Annotated in this window: 18 protein-coding genes; all 18 read right to left on the minus strand. The window is 30.9% G+C overall.

Going from position 1 to position 17,237, the window contains the following annotated elements; genetic code table 11:
- Positions 1-16: 16 nt before the first annotated feature.
- A complete protein-coding gene (locus ACJDTP_RS17380; RefSeq protein ID WP_168983522.1) occupies positions 17-430 on the minus strand; it encodes an arsenate reductase ArsC in 414 nt (137 codons plus the stop codon).
- Positions 431-456: 26 nt separating this feature from the next.
- A complete protein-coding gene (arsA, locus tag ACJDTP_RS17385; protein WP_406761941.1) occupies positions 457-2,205 on the minus strand; it encodes an arsenical pump-driving ATPase in 1,749 nt (582 codons plus the stop codon).
- A 59-nt stretch (positions 2,206-2,264) separates the two neighbouring features.
- Positions 2,265-2,651, minus strand: a complete 387-nt coding sequence (gene arsD / locus ACJDTP_RS17390) for an arsenite efflux transporter metallochaperone ArsD (protein WP_078117290.1) — start codon at positions 2,649-2,651, stop codon at positions 2,265-2,267.
- Positions 2,629-2,769, minus strand: a complete 141-nt coding sequence (locus ACJDTP_RS17395; protein ID WP_406761942.1) for a hypothetical protein — start codon at positions 2,767-2,769, stop codon at positions 2,629-2,631. The genes arsD and ACJDTP_RS17395 overlap by 23 nt, the downstream gene beginning before the upstream one ends.
- A 76-nt stretch (positions 2,770-2,845) precedes the next feature.
- Complete coding sequence (locus tag ACJDTP_RS17400; RefSeq protein ID WP_406761943.1) at positions 2,846-3,187, minus strand: ArsR/SmtB family transcription factor; 342 nt, start codon at positions 3,185-3,187, stop codon at positions 2,846-2,848.
- Positions 3,188-3,628: 441 nt separating this feature from the next.
- Positions 3,629-4,234, minus strand: a complete 606-nt coding sequence (locus tag ACJDTP_RS17405) for a YdcF family protein (RefSeq protein WP_406761944.1) — start codon at positions 4,232-4,234, stop codon at positions 3,629-3,631.
- A gap of 41 nt (positions 4,235-4,275) precedes the next feature.
- A complete protein-coding gene (gene hisJ, locus ACJDTP_RS17410; protein WP_406761945.1) occupies positions 4,276-5,076 on the minus strand; it encodes a histidinol-phosphatase HisJ in 801 nt (266 codons plus the stop codon).
- A 446-nt stretch (positions 5,077-5,522) separates the two neighbouring features.
- The gene (locus ACJDTP_RS17415; protein WP_406761946.1) at positions 5,523-5,999 is read right to left on the minus strand and encodes a GNAT family N-acetyltransferase; all 477 of its coding nucleotides are present in this window, start codon (positions 5,997-5,999) and stop codon (positions 5,523-5,525) included.
- A gap of 517 nt (positions 6,000-6,516) precedes the next feature.
- Positions 6,517-7,320 carry an N-acyl homoserine lactonase family protein gene (locus tag ACJDTP_RS17420; protein WP_406761947.1) on the minus strand — a complete coding sequence of 268 codons (804 nt, stop codon included), beginning with the start codon at positions 7,318-7,320 and terminating at the stop codon, positions 6,517-6,519.
- 35 nt (positions 7,321-7,355) lie between these two features.
- Positions 7,356-8,657, minus strand: coding sequence for an acetyl-CoA hydrolase/transferase family protein (locus ACJDTP_RS17425; RefSeq protein ID WP_406761970.1), 1,302 nt, complete (start codon positions 8,655-8,657; stop codon positions 7,356-7,358).
- A 27-nt stretch (positions 8,658-8,684) separates the two neighbouring features.
- Positions 8,685-8,948, minus strand: a complete 264-nt coding sequence (locus ACJDTP_RS17430; RefSeq protein ID WP_017212832.1) for a hypothetical protein — start codon at positions 8,946-8,948, stop codon at positions 8,685-8,687.
- Between the two features lie 15 nt (positions 8,949-8,963).
- Positions 8,964-9,245 carry a NifU family protein gene (locus ACJDTP_RS17435; protein ID WP_406761948.1) on the minus strand — a complete coding sequence of 94 codons (282 nt, stop codon included), beginning with the start codon at positions 9,243-9,245 and terminating at the stop codon, positions 8,964-8,966.
- Position 9,246: 1 nt separating this feature from the next.
- Positions 9,247-10,701 carry a 4-hydroxyphenylacetate 3-hydroxylase family protein gene (locus tag ACJDTP_RS17440; protein WP_017212830.1) on the minus strand — a complete coding sequence of 485 codons (1,455 nt, stop codon included), beginning with the start codon at positions 10,699-10,701 and terminating at the stop codon, positions 9,247-9,249.
- Between the two features lie 456 nt (positions 10,702-11,157).
- Complete coding sequence (locus ACJDTP_RS17445) at positions 11,158-12,933, minus strand: sigma 54-interacting transcriptional regulator (protein WP_406761949.1); 1,776 nt, start codon at positions 12,931-12,933, stop codon at positions 11,158-11,160.
- A 112-nt stretch (positions 12,934-13,045) separates the two neighbouring features.
- Positions 13,046-14,341: an acyl-CoA reductase gene (locus ACJDTP_RS17450; RefSeq protein WP_406761950.1), complete on the minus strand. Its 1,296-nt coding sequence runs from the start codon at positions 14,339-14,341 to the stop codon at positions 13,046-13,048.
- A complete protein-coding gene (locus tag ACJDTP_RS17455) occupies positions 14,338-15,435 on the minus strand; it encodes a LuxE/PaaK family acyltransferase (protein WP_406761951.1) in 1,098 nt (365 codons plus the stop codon). Before ACJDTP_RS17455 ends, ACJDTP_RS17450 begins: the two co-directional genes overlap by 4 nt.
- Complete coding sequence (locus ACJDTP_RS17460; RefSeq protein WP_406761952.1) at positions 15,432-16,907, minus strand: class I adenylate-forming enzyme family protein; 1,476 nt, start codon at positions 16,905-16,907, stop codon at positions 15,432-15,434. Before ACJDTP_RS17460 ends, ACJDTP_RS17455 begins: the two co-directional genes overlap by 4 nt.
- A complete protein-coding gene (locus ACJDTP_RS17465) occupies positions 16,904-17,146 on the minus strand; it encodes an acyl carrier protein (RefSeq protein WP_012058321.1) in 243 nt (80 codons plus the stop codon). Before ACJDTP_RS17465 ends, ACJDTP_RS17460 begins: the two co-directional genes overlap by 4 nt.
- Positions 17,147-17,237: the final 91 nt, after the last annotated feature.

Below are 17,237 nucleotides of genomic sequence, written 5' to 3' on the forward strand. Positions count from 1 at the left end.
CCCTATTTTTAATTTACTAGTCTAATTTGATTTCCTTATTTTCAATTCTTCTAGCTAGTTCTTTTACCTTTTCTTCTATTGTTTTAGCTGTTTTTATAAATTCTTCATCACTTTTTCCACTCGGATCATCTAATCCCCAGTCTTCTATATGCTTTCCAGGTAGAATTGGACATACAACGTTGCATCCCATTTTTATTACTATATCAACTTCTGGTATGTCTGATAAAAGCTTTGATTTTTGAGTTTCATTCATATCAATATTGTATAAATCCTTTATGATCCTTACTGCATCTTGGTTTATTTGAGGTTTAGTTTCTGTTCCTGCAGAATAACTTTCAAAAACATCACTTCTATAAAATTTTCCTAGGGCCTCCGCCATTTGTGATCTGCATGAATTGTGCACACATATAAATGCAACTTTTGTTTTCATCTTTTTTATCTCTCCTTAAAGTAATTTTATTGGATTAAGTTAATTAGGTTATTTCCTCTTACGTCTTCTGCTTTCCACTCTATCACTGCAAAGTTTCCATTAGAAATTTCATCAACTTTGTTTATCCATTGAATTTCATTACTTGCTTTAACCTTTAATATTTCATTAGTAGTATTAGTTGCATAAAGACTTGAATTTATTACCCACCATTTGCTGTGAATCTCTGCTCTATCTAAATCCTTTTGAAGTCTCATGGCTTCATAAACAGGAGTTGTTTCAGCTAAAGCTACTATAACAACTTCAGTCTCTTTTTCGTTTCTTAATCTAGGCAACAACTTTATAACTGATTCTGGTATATCCCCTTCTGATCTAGAAATTTCTTTATTATAACTTTCTGTTGAGTCTAAAAGAAGCAAAGTATGACCTGTTGGAGCTGTATCTATTACTACGACTTCATTTTCTGACCTTTCAACAATTTCAGCAAAAGCTCTAAATACTGCTATTTCTTGAGTGCAAGGTGATCTTAAATCTTCTTCAATATATTCGATATCCTCATCAGTCATATTGTTTTCTTTTGCCTTACCTAGTACCTCTTGTCTGTACTTTTCTAGTTCTTCTTTTTCATCAATATTACTTAAAGATATTCCATAGCCTTCATCTAATACAAATTTTAAGTGAGCGGCCGGATCAGTAGTTGTTAAGTGAACCTTCTTACCTTTTTTAGCAAGCCCTAGTGCTACAGCTGCTGCTATGGTTGTCTTGCCAACTCCACCTTTACCCATTGTAAAGATAACTTTTTTGCTGCTATTATATAGATCCTCAATGACATCTTTTAATTTTGGCATAGCCACTGGATTTAAAGATTCCTCACTTATTTTAATATAATCTTTTTTAAGGAAAGCCCTTACATTCTCAAGACCTGTTATATTATACGGTCTTAGAGGAATTTCAAAAGTCTCTATATTATTAAATTTAGCTGGCATATTGATCAAAGCTTTTTGCTGCTTTTCATAAATAGCACTTGATAGTTCATCATCATGATTTTGAAGCACACCATTTATAATTAATATTTGATTATTTACACCGATTTCTTGAAGTTCACTAGAAGCTCTTTCTGCCTCTTTTAACGGAGAGGTTTCAGGACGAGATACGAGTATAAGCGTTGTTTTCTCTCCATCAGCCAAAGTATCTACTGCACTTTTGTACATTTCTTTCTTTTCTTCAAGTCCTGCAAGCTGACCTAAACATGACGCTCCATGAGTGCTTTCATCAATATAATTACTCCATGCAGAAGGCAATTGTAACATTCTTAAAGTATGACCTGTTGGTGCAGTATCGAAAATAATATGATCATATTCATTAAATACTTTTTCATCAGTTATCATTCCTGAAAATTCGTTAAATGCAGCAATTTCAACGGTACATGAACCTGATAATTGTTCTTCCATATTATCTATAACTGCTTGTGGTAACTTTCCTCTATATGGGGCTATTACACTTTCTCTATATTCAGCTGCTGCAGCTTCTGGTTCAAAATTTGCAACAGTTAAGTTTGGAACTTCCTTTATTTGAACGCCTTTATTATTTAGCTCTGTATTAAATACATCTTGAAGATTTGATGCTGGATCAGTGCTTACAAGCATAATCTTCTTTCCTTGATCCGCTAAATTCACAGCCACAGCACAAGCTGTTGAAGTCTTTCCTACTCCACCTTTTCCAGTAAAAAATAGATACTTAGTTAAGTTCAGCTTTTCAATATCAAACAGTTTCAACATAATTTACTCTTCCCTTCTACTTAAGTGTACCAATTTGTTTTAGTGTGCCTAAAATCTTATTAGCAGCATCCACCTTTACATCCACAGCTTTTAGCAGGCTTTTTTATGCTAGCTTTCTTTATATTAAGCTTTAAAGTATCTGCTGGTATTTCTAATAAGGTGCAAAATTCTTCATTAGTAGGATAACTTCCTTCCTTAACAACTACTCCATCTACCATAGTTACAGGTAAAGCATTAACACCTTTAGTGTTTAAAATTTCATTTATCACTTTATTATCTACAAATATTTGAGGATTACTTGTTAAATTGTGTCTTTCCACTACTATACCTTTGTTTTTTAAAGTATTAAGTGCAGTTGCAACTCTTAATAATTCTTTATCTACAGATGGCCCGCAAACACCTGTTGAGCAACACATAGCTGGATCAAAAATAATCATTTTTTTCATTTTTATTAACTCCTTTACAATCATAATTTTTTATACTTAAATTTGATTTACAGACATACTTAGTTTTTACATTCTTATTTACAAGTACATTTACTTTTATCCGATAACTAATTGCCACTAACACCTCCTCTTTATAGGCTGTGTAATTGGCACTAAGCTCCTGGACGAGGTGCCCCTTGAGGGCATAGGTTCAACTAAAATTCAGTCAGGGAGCAACCCTTGCCTGAATTAAGTTTCACTTTATCTTTACAAATGCAATCTTTTGTTTCTGTCACAAGGTTCATCATAAATAAGGTAAGTTTATTGCAATTGTTTAGATTCAGGCGATAATAATTCCAAAGCCCTTCCTTTCTTACTTCTACAAGACCACATTCATTTAAAACTTTCATATGATGAGACAAGGTTGGCTGCGTAAAATCAAAATACTCAAGAATATCACAAGCACATCTTTCACCACATGATAATATATCAATTATTTTCAACCTACTTGAATCCGATAATGCTTTGAAAATCTTTGAATTCTCATCGTAATTCATTCTGTTCCACTCCTTCTATATAGACATCTATCTATATATAATATAAAACTTCATCTATATATTGTCAATTCAAACAATATATTTCAACTTTCTATTAACACTAAATATATAACAATCTATATAGCCACTTTATTCAGTAATAAAATTATTGTTACAAAATAGCATATATTTTTTCACTATATTTATAAAATATTAAAACTTTCAAAAATAGATAATCCCATAAGTCGCTATAAAGCTACCTATGGGATCTATAATATATACGTTATAATCAATGCTATTCATTTTTTATAAAATCATTTATTTCTTATTACATTATAGTTTAATGTTGATTCTGCTAAGTTTAATTTTCAGAGTATATATATGTTGCAATTCACAATGCACATTTCACAATTCACAATCAAGGCTAAAATTCTTGTAATATTTTTAGAATTATTATAACATTTAGGACCAGGTAGGAACTGCTTTCTTAAGCTGTCCTCCACAACGCGATAACTCTCCCATAACCTTATCAATTCCATTCTCAGTTTTGAACCAATTTTCCTTAGTTATTCCGTCTACATCTATTGGACATACAAAGAATTTTGTCTTTGGATATGCATAACTATAAAACATGAGACATCGCTTTGCATGAAACGATTTGCAACATATTATAGCCTTTTTTATATCTAAATTATAGTTATCAGTAACTTCCTTTGACTTAAAGGCATTTTCCTTTGTCCAAGTTGCACTATCTTCTTTTAATATTGAACTACTATTAACTCCATTTGATATGGCTATATCTCTCATAAACTCCCATTCAGTGTTATATGCTCCATTATATATTTCAGCCTTAGTTATTGGTCCTGGGAAGTATCCTTTTGACATGCTATATTTTCCCGATGGAAGTATATATGGTGCATATCCCTCTAACCAAAGTTTTGAAGCTTTTTCTGCTGGCTCCGACCATGAGCTGCCAGGTACAAAAATAATATCACACTTTTCTGGTTTATCATCAACAAAAATAAAAGATGTAATTTCTTTAATAAAATTAATACCTTCTAATGACATATCTCACTCCTAAATATAGTTTTACTGCTGATATCTGAAATTTATTCTTTATCAAAATCTCTTCCAACATCACTTGCTGTGTGAGAATCTGATCCATATACTTTTTTAACCCCGTATTCATCTATCAACTGTTTAAATATATCTGACACATAGATTTCACCGCAATATGGCTTTCTAAGGCCTGCTGTATTTACATCCACTTCATAATCCATTGATTTAATTTCTCTTACTATTTCTTCTAAAAGTTCTTTGTTTTTATATTCTAATGGGTATAATTTATTAAAAATCCTAATTAAATTTGGATGTCCTATACGATGAGGCTTATACTTACCTAAGTCAGATTTTATTGCCTTAAGCAAAGTCTCATAATACTTATCATAAACTTTTTCAGTGGTACCATAAAACTCTAAAGCTCTTTCAAAGCCTTCTTTTCCATCAATAGCAACATATTCATCACCCATTTTTATAAAATGTACAGAAAGTAGCCCATCTTCTAATTTTGAACCATAGGAATTAAGAAGTTTTTTAGTTTCCTCTTCATATCCATCAACAAAATCAACTTCTAGTCCTATATTTATTTTAATTTTATCTTTATATTTTAATTTTATTTCCTCAACATCCTTAAAATACTTCTGTATTGCTTCTTCATTTGGAGCACATTCATCTTGAAATTCTTTGTCATCTATAAAATAACACGGAAATGGCATGTGTTCAGTAAATGTTATTTCCTCTAATCCCTCTATTAATGCTTTATCAACATACATTTCAAAGCTGTCTTTAGTTCCATGAGGACAATATGGCGAGTGCATATGTCCATCTCTTACTATCTTTTTATTATTCATAATATTATTAAAAGAGAGGATTTAATACGCTCTCCTTTAATTCTCACTTCCCTTCTATTGTAAAATATGATTTATATATATATATCAAACTTTAAAACTATATTTATGTGGTAACTTGCCGAAATCATAAATATTTTGATTCCGAAAAGCTATGAAAATATCGCTGAAGGTTCTAAGCAGCTGGTTGCATCCACTTTAGCATGCTCCAACTTTCAGTTTGACAAGCTAAATTGGAACAACCTACAGCTAAGAACCTTTAACAGCTCATTTTCAAATGTTTTCTCCACAAATATATTTATGATTTCTAGTGAAGATATGAACTTAAAGTTTTGCAACTTTGTTAATATGTTCATCGATATATAAACAAAACTTATAGAAGCTGTCTTTAATGAAAATTGCAGCTTTCCGTTAACTTAGAACCTAGGCAGTAATCTTATCACTCCTAATTATTTTTCATATTCATACATATTATAATTACATTCGCTCATCCCAAGTGACTCATATGTTGCTTTGGCATTTATATTTTCTTTTTCTACATACAATCTTATGCCAGCTATTCCATCATTATTATCACATATATTCTTAACATTATGATACAACTTCTTGTAAATGCCTTTTTTTCTATACTCAGAATCTACATATACACTTTGTACCCAGAGAAACATACCATTTCTCCAATCACTCCATTCATATGTAAACATAATTTGTCCAACTACTCTATCATTCACTTCATAAACATAGTATTGCCCTTTTGATGAATCTTCTATCATCGCTTTAACACCATTGCTTAGAATTTCTAAATTAAGTTCTTTATCCTCTGTTTCTTTTGCTAGATTGTAATTAAATTTTACTATAGTTTCTAAATCTTCTAATTTCGCTTTTCTTATCATTCCTAAATTAGTATCATTATTAATATTACTCATTTCTTTCCTCCATATATCCAGACACATTTAAAAAAATACTAAATCAATATCTGATAATGTATTTTATTTTTATATTTTATACTTTACTTATATTTTAGCATTTAAATATTATGTTACATAGTATTTTTATTGTTTTGTCTAAAAAATAGAGTAAATCAAATACAAAATTCTATCAAACATTTACTATACTTAAATGCATATAAAAACAAAGAAATTCCATATATGCTTGTAACCTCAATGTTATAATATGGGGCAGTCATTAGAAAATAAGCTGATGAAAATAATTAATGTAGGGTTGTTCCAGGTTTACTTGTCCTAATAAAATTAGGAGCATGCACATATGGATACAACCCTACATTAACTGCCTTTCAGCAAAATTTTTATAGTTCTATGGAACAACCAGCCATTTAGACCCTTCCAGCGAACTTTTCATAGTCCTGTGAAACAACAATGTTTCTGATTTCGGTTAGTCACCACATTACTATAACTTTCACTGTGGTTATCTATTTACTACTTTTTATTCATAAAACTCAGGAGCAAGTTTTATTGTTTTAAAGAACTCCTCATCATGAGCAAAAAATACTTTTGCATCATATTTTTTCTCTAAAGCTCTTACTTTTTCAATTGATTTAAAGAAAGAAAGACTGTCATAAAGTAATCCTGATGCCTTAGCTGGTGGACCATAGATTTCTGAACTATATACACAATCTTGTGGGAAGATTAATGTACCTTCATTTTCTAAATGAACTACTATTCCAAGTAATCCTGGTGTATGACCTGGTAAATTTACTATTTCTATGCCATTTGCAAATTCAAAATCCTCTTCAACTAAATGATATTGCTTTACTGAAACATCCATATCAGCTTTAATATAGCCTCCATGTGTTAACGGATTTTCATTTAACCTTACTTGAGTTTGAGCTTGCATAAAATCTGCCTTTGGTACATATACATCTGCATGTTTAAACATATCTAAATTTCCTGCATGATCTAAATGCATATGAGAAATTATTACTTTCTTTATTTCTTCTGGCTTTGTCCCACATAAAGCCAATTGATTTTCTAGTCTTTGTTCTTTTGTTTGATATAATAGATAAACTTCTTGAAGGTTTTTTGGCCAATAACCATTCATGGCCTCTGGATTGCTTCCTACATCATATAATATTTTTCCATCTGGATGATCTATTAAAATAGACATTACAGGTAGCTTAATCCATTCATTTTGAACATGCGGTTGGCTATATGTTCCCATAGTAGCTCCACCCACTACATTATTTTTATCAGTTTCTAAATATCCCGTGTCTAAAACATACACTTTCATAAGTTACTTCCTCCCATATTTTCATTTATTTTAATTTAAAATTTCACTTTAAATCTCTTTTCCCACTCTTCAATAAGTGTATCTCTAAAATTAGGATGCGCGACATTTATTAATGCCCTAGCCCTTTCTTTTAAAGTTTTGCCTTTTAATTCAGCTATCCCAAACTCAGTTACTACATAATGAATATCATTTCTTGAAGTAGTAACAGTTGCACCTTCATCTAAAATTGGAACTATTCTTGAAACTTTTCCCTTGCTTGCTGTTGATGGCATTGCAATTATAGATTTACCGCCTTTAGCCATTGCTGCTCCTCTTACAAAGTCAACTTGACCGCCTACACCACTGAACTGTTTAAGTCCAATTGTATCAGCCGCAACTTGTCCCATAAGATCTACCTGAATACATGAGTTTATAGAGACCATCTTATAATTTTCTGCTATAACACATGGATTATTTACATAATCTACAGGATACATAGCAACACTTGGATTTCCATTAACATAATCGTAAAGCCTCTTAGTACCCATTAAAAATGTAACTACAGATTTTCCAGGATGTAAAGTTTTTGCTTTATTTGTTATTACACCTGCTTCTATTAATTCAACTACTCCATCAGATATCATTTCCGAATGAATTCCAAGATCCTTTTTTTCCTTTAAGAATAATAGTACTGCATCTGGAATTGCACCAATTCCTAATTGAAGTGTAGAACCATCTTCAATGAGCTTTGCACAGTTTTCACCAATAGCCTTTTCAACTTCTCCTATTTTAGGTGGCTTAAGCTCAATAATATCATTTGAAGTTTCAACTATATAATCGATATCAGAAACATGTATAAATGAATCTCCGAGTGTTCTTGGCATCTTGTCGTTTACTTCTGCAATAACAATTTTAGCGGCCTCTGCAGCAGGTTTTGTGTAGTCATTTGAAACTCCAAAACTACAATAACCATGTTCATCAGGAACACTTAATTGAACGAGTGCTACATCTACTGGCAAAGTACCTTCCCTAAACATTTTTGGTACTTCCGAGAAAAAGCATGGCGTAAAATCTGCTCTTCCGTCAACAATAGCTTCTCTTGTTGTTCCACCTGCAAATATAGAATTGTGGTGAAAATTAACAGCCATTTCAGGCTTACAATATTCACTTTTACCCATGGATACCATATGAACAATTTCTACGTTTTCATATAAATCTTTGTTTCTAACCATAGCATCTATAATTTCTTTTGGCTCTCCGCAAGCATGTCCAGTTACTACTCTATCATTCGATTTAATTTTTCTTACAGCTTCGTCAGCTGTAACTACCTTACTCTTGTATAAATCTTTCCAGCTAATCTTAGACACCTCCTAAATATAGCCGAATTACAATTTCTTCAAGTCATATACTAATTTATCATAATCCCCTATATTTTTAATAAAAATTTTGCTATATTTTAATATATATTTTTCATGGCTTACACAGCAATTTGAACATCCACAGACTAAAATTAAATAGTCATATTCCTTATTTTCCTTTGCAATCTCGAAATTATGAGTTTTATCAAGATCGTTAATTAAATTTGTAATAAACGTTTTTCTATCATAACTGGCATTACAGCCACCACAGTATCTAATACCTATTTCCAAAATTTCACCTAGCCTTTATTTTCTAAGCAGCTGTCTAGCAAAATCAAGCATTTCTCTGCTAATTGGATCAACAAGTTGTACATCTTTTATTTCCGGTATCTCTTTTAATACGCAGGAAATTAATTCTTCCATAGTAGATTTTGCAGAAGGACAAGCACTGCATGCGCCTAAAAGTTTTACGTAAGCTACACCATCTCTAACTTCTACAAGCTCAATATCTCCATTATGCTCGGCAAGTAATGGTTTTATTTTAGTATTGATAGCATTATTAATTTTATCTACCATGATTTCGCTCATATTATTCTTCAATTCTAGCTATTTTCTTAGCTATTTTCTTTTTAGCTGCTAAATTTCCTTGTCTAGCTATCATAATTCTTTGAGCTTGTGGTGATCCAGCTCCATGCATTGATTCTGTTCTATATCCGACAGCTGCAGTTCCTAAACAAATATTTTCTATTAATCTTAATATTCTCATTCTATTTTCTGTTGAAACTGAGTTTACACCTCTCAAATATTTATCTATATATGGTCCTATCTTTTCATCTTTAAAGTCTGCTTCTGATGGCATAGTAACCATGATTCCTCCAGCAATATCTTCTGCAAGTCTACATATTTCATAAGGGAATCTTGTAACATTTTGCTTACATACATTTGCTAGCAAATTATCAATATAATAATTTCCAGCTTCTGTTTTAGAACCCATTGCTGAACATGCAATACCGCAAGAGAATAAAGTTTCATTTAAGTGAGTCATTTCTATTAATTTATCTTTAACATGAGATGCTTTGTGAGCTCCGTTATAATCAGCAGCTACTGCAGCCGCTCCAATTAGAACATCTCCAACTCCAACTTTGCATCCACCATAACTTTGTCTATGATATCCTGCAAATCTTTCAACGATCATTCCAGCAAAATCAGTTTCTCCATTTAAGAAAATTCTTTCATTTGGTACAAATACATTATCAAATATTGTTAATGTTTCTTGTCCACCAAATTCAGCATTTCCAAGATCTATATCAGCACCTGGTTCTAATTTTCTTGTATCACAAGATTGTCTACCATATATATGAATTATTCCTTCAGCATCTGTAGGCACTGCAAAAGATATTGCCCAATCCTTATCATTTGGAGTTAATGCGATTGTTGGCATTACTACTACCTCATGAGAATTTAGCATTCCAGTTTGGTGACATTTTGCTCCTCTAACAACTACACCGTCTTCTCTTCTTTCAACAACCCTTAAGTATAAATCTCCATCAGCTTGTTTACTTGGAGATAATCCTCTGTCCCCCTTAGGATCAGTCATTGCACCATCAACGGTTAAGTCGTTTTCTTGAACATATTTTAAAAACTTATTAAAGTTTTCATGATAATTTGTTCCACAAGCTTTATCTATTTCGTATGTTGAACTGTATAATGCATTAAAAGCATCCATACCAACGCACCTTTGGAAACATGATGCGGTTTTTTGACCAAGTAATCTTTGCATCTTTACTTTTTTAATAAGATCATCTGTACTTTGATGTAAATGAGCAAATCTATTTACTTTTTCCCCTGTTAAATTAGAAGTAGCTGTCATTAAATCTTCATACTCTGGCATTTGTGCTAATTCATAAGTCATAGCAACTGAATTAAGAGATGGTCTTATGATTGGATTATCAACAACATTGTCAACTGGTTTTCCAAACATGTACACTTTTAGGTTTAACTTTCTAAGACTTTCAATATATTGTTCCTTTGTTTTTAATGGCATATTATCGCTTCCTTCACTAATTTTTATTTTCTAATAATATTACCTAGCAATAAGCGTGCCAAAATAAAAAATTACTACAGCGCCTTAAATTTTCCATAATAATCTTATAATTTTTTCAATATCACCTCTAATTTCTGAAATAATATAAATATTTGTTGCAAAAACGCAACTAAAATTTCAATTAAATTTTATAATAATGTCGGAATACGTTTACAGCGGCTATAATTTGAATATATTTTATTACGTTGCACTTCTGCATCTTGTTGCATTTTTGCACCACTGGCTATCCAATATTTAGCATGTTTATAGTATGATACATGAATTTAAATAGGTTATATAATTATTTACCATACTTAACAAAGAAATTGGATACATATTTGCGGAGCAGGCATTTTAAAATAAGCTGCCGTAGCTAATGAATAAATATGTATCCAATTTCTATTTAAATACGTCACATTATTGAATTTCTTCTTTTATATATTTCTGCCTCTTCCTTACAAATGTTGATGCATCTATTCCTAGTGATTTTGCTGCAGCTCTGACATTACCATACTTGTCATATGCCTTCTTAATTAATTTCTTTTCTATGGCATCTAAGGTTTCTTTTAAATTTATACCTTCTTCAAAGGTATTTAAAGTTACAATCATGCCATTTGAGCCAATAATATTTTTAGGAAGATCTGACCTCTTTATCTTATCATCCTCACTCATTATTACAGCTCTCTCAACAATATTTTTTAGCTCCCTAACATTCCCAGGCCAATTATATTCATACATACAATTTAAGGCATCTGAAGCAAATACCTTATTGAAATTGTACTTTTTATTAAGCTGTGTGAGAAAAAAATTAATTAATGGCAAAATATCATGCTTTCTTTCTCTAAGGGGTGGAATATATAGCGGTATGACATTGAGCCTATAATACAAATCCTCTCTAAATTGTTTTTTCTTTATCATATCTTCCAAATCTCTATTTGTTGCGGCTAGTACTCTAACATCAATTTTTATAGGCTTTGTTCCTCCAATTCGTACTACTTCCATTTCTTGAAGTACTCTTAGAAGCTTAACCTGCATATCCATTGGAAGTTCTCCAACTTCATCGAGGAAAATAGTCCCTCCAGAAGCCATCTCAAACAAACCTATTTTACCTTCTTTATTTGCTCCAGTAAAAGCACCTTTTTCATATCCGAAAAATTCAGATTCTATTAAACTTGCAGGTACTGCACCACAATTAACTTTAATAAATTGTTTTTTACTTCGTTTGCTTACTTTGTGTATATGCTTTGCTATTTGATCCTTTCCTGCTCCGGTTTCTCCGAGCATAAGAATCGTAGTGTCCACTTTTGCAATTCTATTGGCAAGCTGGATAATTTCAATAGTTTTATGATCTTCTGCAACAATTTCTGAAGTATTTAATAATTGAGTTCTCATTTCTTCGATTTCAGAAACATATTTAAGAGTAATTTCTTTATTCTTTTGAAGTTGTTCTTTTAACTCATAAAGTTGTGTTACATCTCGTACGTTTGTAACCACCATGATTATTTTTCCGCTCTTATCAAATATAGGATTACTGCTCACAAGAACCTTTACTCCTGTTTTGAATTCCTGTTGAATTGTAGTAGTTTTTCTATTCTTTAGCACTAAAAGAGTAGCCGACTGAGATATAACGCCTTCTTTCTCCAGGTCTTTCATATTTCTTCCTAAAACCTCTGCTCTTTTAAGTCCTGTAATACTCTCATAGGCATTATTTATTTTTATAGTATTAGCTTCGCCATCTGTTATATAAATCCCATCATAAGAGCACTCAATAATAGAGTCTAACTCAGTTAACCCTAACTTTGTATTTTTTATATCTCTACATTTTTTTGAAATTTTTTCAACCAAATCATTAATAAAATCTGTATGAGTAATTATCCCTATAATCTTATTGTTTTTATCTATAACTGGAAGACGACCAACATTATATTTCAATACATCTTCTATATTCATTTCACTATTAATTGTTATTACTTTTTTAAGATCTAAAGTTTCTAGCCTCGTATTCATTTCTAATTTATTAAGAATAGCCTTCATTAAATCTGTTTTTGTTACAATGCTAATTAACTTTCCATCTCTATCTACAACGGGTGCTCCATCTATGCCATTTTCAATAAAAAGCTTTGCTGCCTCTTCAAATGTATTATTAGGTTTTAATACCAATACCTTTTTTGTCATCAATTCTTTTACTTTCACATTCTCCACACCCTATATCTTATTTATACAGAATTTATAATTCACTAGTAACATAAGGACCTTTTTTAAAACAAATCTAAAGATTTATCCATTAGTAAAGTGTTTCTCTTTTTTAATTTAGATTTAAAATTGTCCATTTAACTATTTCACTCATAAAGAGTATTCCATCCCAAGGTGAATCATATAAATTCATAAGACCCACTTTAACTAACCTATCAACACCATGAAGGCTGACTTTATTTGCAAAATTCATAATCCTGCTATTATCTTCAGAAGCTATTCCAATAGTTTGTATTCTTGGAGTTATTAACTTACAAGCCTCAAATATATCTTCAATCTCTTTTAAAAATATAGTTGTATGCTGCACAGGTTCTTCTAACGTTATTTCTTTATTTATTAAAATTGTATAACTGAGGTCTTTACTGCATATTATATCTTTTTCTAAAGATAAAAGATATTCCCCTCTTTTATTAATTATATTTGCAGCTGCGCTTTGATTAATTTCAAGCTTAGGATATCGTTTTAAAACCTTTTCTAATGCTTGTGAAAGCATTTGTGCTGCTTCATTAATGCCTACAGTAGATTTCTCAATAAATAACACTTGAGGAGAAGAGCATGCTCTTTGATCAAAGCTTATTATATCCTTTGCAAAATTATCGAAAGTTTTAGTTATCTTAAGACTTTCCATCGCAGATTTTTCAAATACAGCAAAGGAATATTTAGGTCCAAATATAACATCCTTACAGGTGGTTTTCTTAGGAATAACTGACAATGTATTAACCGCTTCTTCACCGCCGCATATTACTCTTACATCCGCTACCTGTGACATTTCAGTATTTAATTTTAAATCATTACTTGAAAAATTTATAATTGAAATACTCTTTAATAAGGTACTTCCATAATATTTTTCTCCTCTAAAATTAATTAGAATATCTTTTAAAGGTTTTAGAAGTTCAATTACAGTATCTATACTGCCAATAGGTATCCTGCATAAATTAACATTTTTACAAATAATGGCTTGAACTAAATAATATATTGGAAGAGTAGGAACGTTGCCCGCCATGAAATGACACACTATCCCTCTAGGTTGAGCTTTCATAAATTTATTATCTGCTATTTCTATAAAATCATCTAGGAATTCTTGTTTTTTTAGATCTTGGTGTAAAAGCTTCTTAATATTGTCTTTCTTTAGCCATAATACCAAAAACGGTACACCTTCATAACTTAAAAACTTTCTATCGCTACATAATATTTTACTATATTCATTAATTATTTCAATCATAGCTTCTGATGGATATAAATAAATTGTTTCTCTATTTTTATTAAGCTCTTCTATAATTGTATCTAAACTTTGAAGCTTCTTAGATTCCTCATAGAATTTATCACCTAACATAAAGCAGCTTATCATTTCTTGTCCCTCTTTTCTGCAAAAGTATCTCCACATCCTCTTGTTTCAGATTTATCTACTCTATCTTTAAACTTAAAGTATTTTCCCTTTCTTCCACATTTACAATCATCTATACCCACAAATTCACCTATATCTTCAGTTAATATAGCCTGACCCGGATAACTTGAAGTAAGGGCGCTCATAACTTCAATAAATCCACATTGACCTATTTCTACCTCTTTAAGCGTTAAAAAATCTCGTATAATAATTTCTCCAAAGTCAGGAACATGTTTATATCCGAATTCACAGTCAAGAAAAACTACGCCTAACTGTTCAACCATTCCATAAAAATCAATTATGTTTTCAGGGTCAGTTCCAAATACTTCAGCCACAGATCTATTAAACTCTTTCTTTTCAACTTTTTTGGCATTTAATTTTTTCCAGCCTCCGCTATGAAGTATTTTAATTTTCGGCATGTTTAATTTTATATTTTTTTCTTTTAGCACGTTAACAAACCTAGTCCAGATAATATAAGTAAATCCATATACTAATATATCTGCATCTTTGTACTTTTCTTCAAATTCTTTAAGTCGTTCTATATTAAGTATAATGTTATCATCTACCAAATCCATAGCATAAGTTAAACTCTTTCCAAAACTACTTACTCCTCTTATTGCTGCGCCTCTTGCAGTTAAATAGTCACTTTTTTTGTTAACTTCTTTACTATCAATTATTAGCATTGGTCTTCTATATGATCCTAAAAAACTTGTTAGAGTTGATATTAATCCTTGAGATTGTCTTATAGATGTTTCCTTATCAATAAATATCTTGCTAGGAATGCTTCCAGTGGTTGAACTTGAATTTAATATTCTAACTACACTTTCCTCACTACAAGTCCTAAGCTCAAAATGCTTAAACATATTTACAGGAATAAATGGAATCTCTTCAAGAGAATTTATATCACTTATATTAACTCCTAGTTTTTTATACATACTGTCTAAATTTTCATTTATTCTACTTTTCTCTATCTGGGGCCTGAGAATGCTCAAAAGCTTTTTTTCTTTATCCTTTTGCAGACATTTAAATTGCTCATTATTTATAATTTCATCTATCATTTCAAATCCCCCATCATTATTTTACCAGAAGAATTTTTTGGAAGTCCCTCTAAAAATACCACATATTTAGGTACTTTGTAGGACGGCAATTTATCTTTGCAATATTCAATTATATACTTTTCATCAACTTTTAAAACTTCATCATTTAGTACTACAAATGCCTTTACTGCTTCTCCTAATATATCGTCTTGGATTCCAATTACTGCTGCTTCTATAACACTTGGAATTTGAATTATAATATTTTCAATTTCTTTAGGACTTATTCTATTTCCACCACTTTTTATGATTTGTTTTTCCCTTGCCACAATATAAATATAACCATCTTCATCTACTGTAGCCAAGTCACCGGTATATAAATAACCATTTCTAATGACCTTTTTCGTTTCTTCTTCATCGTTAAAGTAACCTTTCATTATATTTTCACCCAAAGCCACTACTTCACCTATATCATCCACTTTTACTTCCTTTCCTTCTTTATCAATTACTTTAAGCAAAGTTCCAGGAATGCCTTTACCTATTGAACCCATTTTTTCATCAAGCATATTAGGTGGAAGATACGAAAGTCTTGCAGTTGCTTCAGTTTGTCCATACATTATAAATACATCTACTCCTACAAGTGCTTGTTTTAGTTCTTTAATAAAACTATCAGGGAGTCTTCCTCCTGCCTGAGCCACGTATCTTAGACTTTTCAAATTTCTATCTTTAATACTAGATTTTCTAAGTAAAATTTGATAATTACTTGGGACCCCTGCAAAGCCTGTACATTCATATTTTTCAATATCATCTAGAACTGTTTCTGGGAACATGAATTTATTGTTTATTACTAAGCTGCCGCCAACTCTTAAATGTGTATGGAGCAACGATGTTCCAAAGCAATAGTAAAATGGTAAGACAACTTCTATCCTATCCTCCCTATTTAAGCTTAAATATTCTATTATGGAATTAGTATTATGACAGAGATTATGATGCGTAAGCATCACTCCTTTTGGTCTTGCTGTAGAACCAGATGTAAATAATATTACAGCCACACTATTTTTTAAATCAATTTCTTCTTCTCCACTATTAGTGCATTCTTTATCTAATAGAAGATTATTTAATGTTTCTTCAGTAACTATTTTAATATCTTTATTAATCAAATTTCGCATATTATCCAAAAAACGTTTTTCAATAAAAATCCCTTTAGGATTGCAACTATTAATTATATACTCAATATCATTCTTACTTAGAGTAGGATTTAGGGGTACACAAGTGCACCCACTTTTTATTATTCCAAAGTAACTTTCTATAAAAAAAGGTGAATTCTCACTTATTAATAGAATCTTATCTTCCTTTACTATATTAATTTTCTTTATATTATGAGATATCATCAGTACCTTATAGTACAAATCACTATAGCTTATATTTTTCTTATCAATTATTGCAGTTTTGTTAAGCCCTGAGGAAAATTCAAAAACATAGTCAGTAAAGGTCATATTTCAACCCCATATTTTCTCAATGTATTTTTTATATCTCCTATAGTGTATAACCTTGAAATATCTTGAACTGCCATAGATATTTCAAATTCTTCCTCAAGGGCTACTACTAGTTCAATATGGCTAAGTGAATCCCATGCCTCAATTTCGTCTGGACCAAAACCGTCTTCAATTTCATCTAAATTTTCAATACTCCAAACAGATTTTATTATTTTGTTGAAAGTTCCTAAATTACTCATTTCTAATTCCTCCAATATTTTTTATTCTTTAAGTATATTTAAAGCAAGAATTATGCCAATAATTCTTGAGAACTACTTTTTGTTTTAGTAT

It is taken from the genome of Candidatus Clostridium helianthi, from assembly GCF_045310795.1.
In the GTDB taxonomy this organism is placed as follows: domain Bacteria; phylum Bacillota; class Clostridia; order Clostridiales; family Clostridiaceae; genus Clostridium; species Clostridium helianthi.

What these genes read in the sequence shown, in the direction of transcription:
- ACJDTP_RS17455 (WP_406761951.1), bottom strand. Translation starts at nt 15,435, where the DNA reads ATGATAGATGAAATTATAAATAATGAGCAATTTAAATGTCTGCAAAAG.
- ACJDTP_RS17435 (WP_406761948.1), bottom strand. Translation starts at nt 9,245, where the DNA reads ATGAGCGAAATCATGGTAGATAAAATTAATAATGCTATCAATACTAAA.
- ACJDTP_RS17400 (WP_406761943.1), bottom strand. Translation starts at nt 3,187, where the DNA reads ATGAATTACGATGAGAATTCAAAGATTTTCAAAGCATTATCGGATTCA.
- arsD (WP_078117290.1), bottom strand. Translation starts at nt 2,651, where the DNA reads ATGAAAAAAATGATTATTTTTGATCCAGCTATGTGTTGCTCAACAGGT.
- ACJDTP_RS17420 (WP_406761947.1), bottom strand. Translation starts at nt 7,320, where the DNA reads ATGAAAGTGTATGTTTTAGACACGGGATATTTAGAAACTGATAAAAAT.
- ACJDTP_RS17450 (WP_406761950.1), bottom strand. Translation starts at nt 14,341, where the DNA reads ATGATAAGCTGCTTTATGTTAGGTGATAAATTCTATGAGGAATCTAAG.
- ACJDTP_RS17415 (WP_406761946.1), bottom strand. Translation starts at nt 5,999, where the DNA reads ATGAGTAATATTAATAATGATACTAATTTAGGAATGATAAGAAAAGCG.
- ACJDTP_RS17460 (WP_406761952.1), bottom strand. Translation starts at nt 16,907, where the DNA reads ATGACCTTTACTGACTATGTTTTTGAATTTTCCTCAGGGCTTAACAAA.
- ACJDTP_RS17380 (WP_168983522.1), bottom strand. Translation starts at nt 430, where the DNA reads ATGAAAACAAAAGTTGCATTTATATGTGTGCACAATTCATGCAGATCA.
- ACJDTP_RS17440 (WP_017212830.1), bottom strand. Translation starts at nt 10,701, where the DNA reads ATGCCATTAAAAACAAAGGAACAATATATTGAAAGTCTTAGAAAGTTA.
- hisJ (WP_406761945.1), bottom strand. Translation starts at nt 5,076, where the DNA reads ATGAATAATAAAAAGATAGTAAGAGATGGACATATGCACTCGCCATAT.
- ACJDTP_RS17405 (WP_406761944.1), bottom strand. Translation starts at nt 4,234, where the DNA reads ATGTCATTAGAAGGTATTAATTTTATTAAAGAAATTACATCTTTTATT.
- ACJDTP_RS17465 (WP_012058321.1), bottom strand. Translation starts at nt 17,146, where the DNA reads ATGAGTAATTTAGGAACTTTCAACAAAATAATAAAATCTGTTTGGAGT.
- arsA (WP_406761941.1), bottom strand. Translation starts at nt 2,205, where the DNA reads ATGTTGAAACTGTTTGATATTGAAAAGCTGAACTTAACTAAGTATCTA.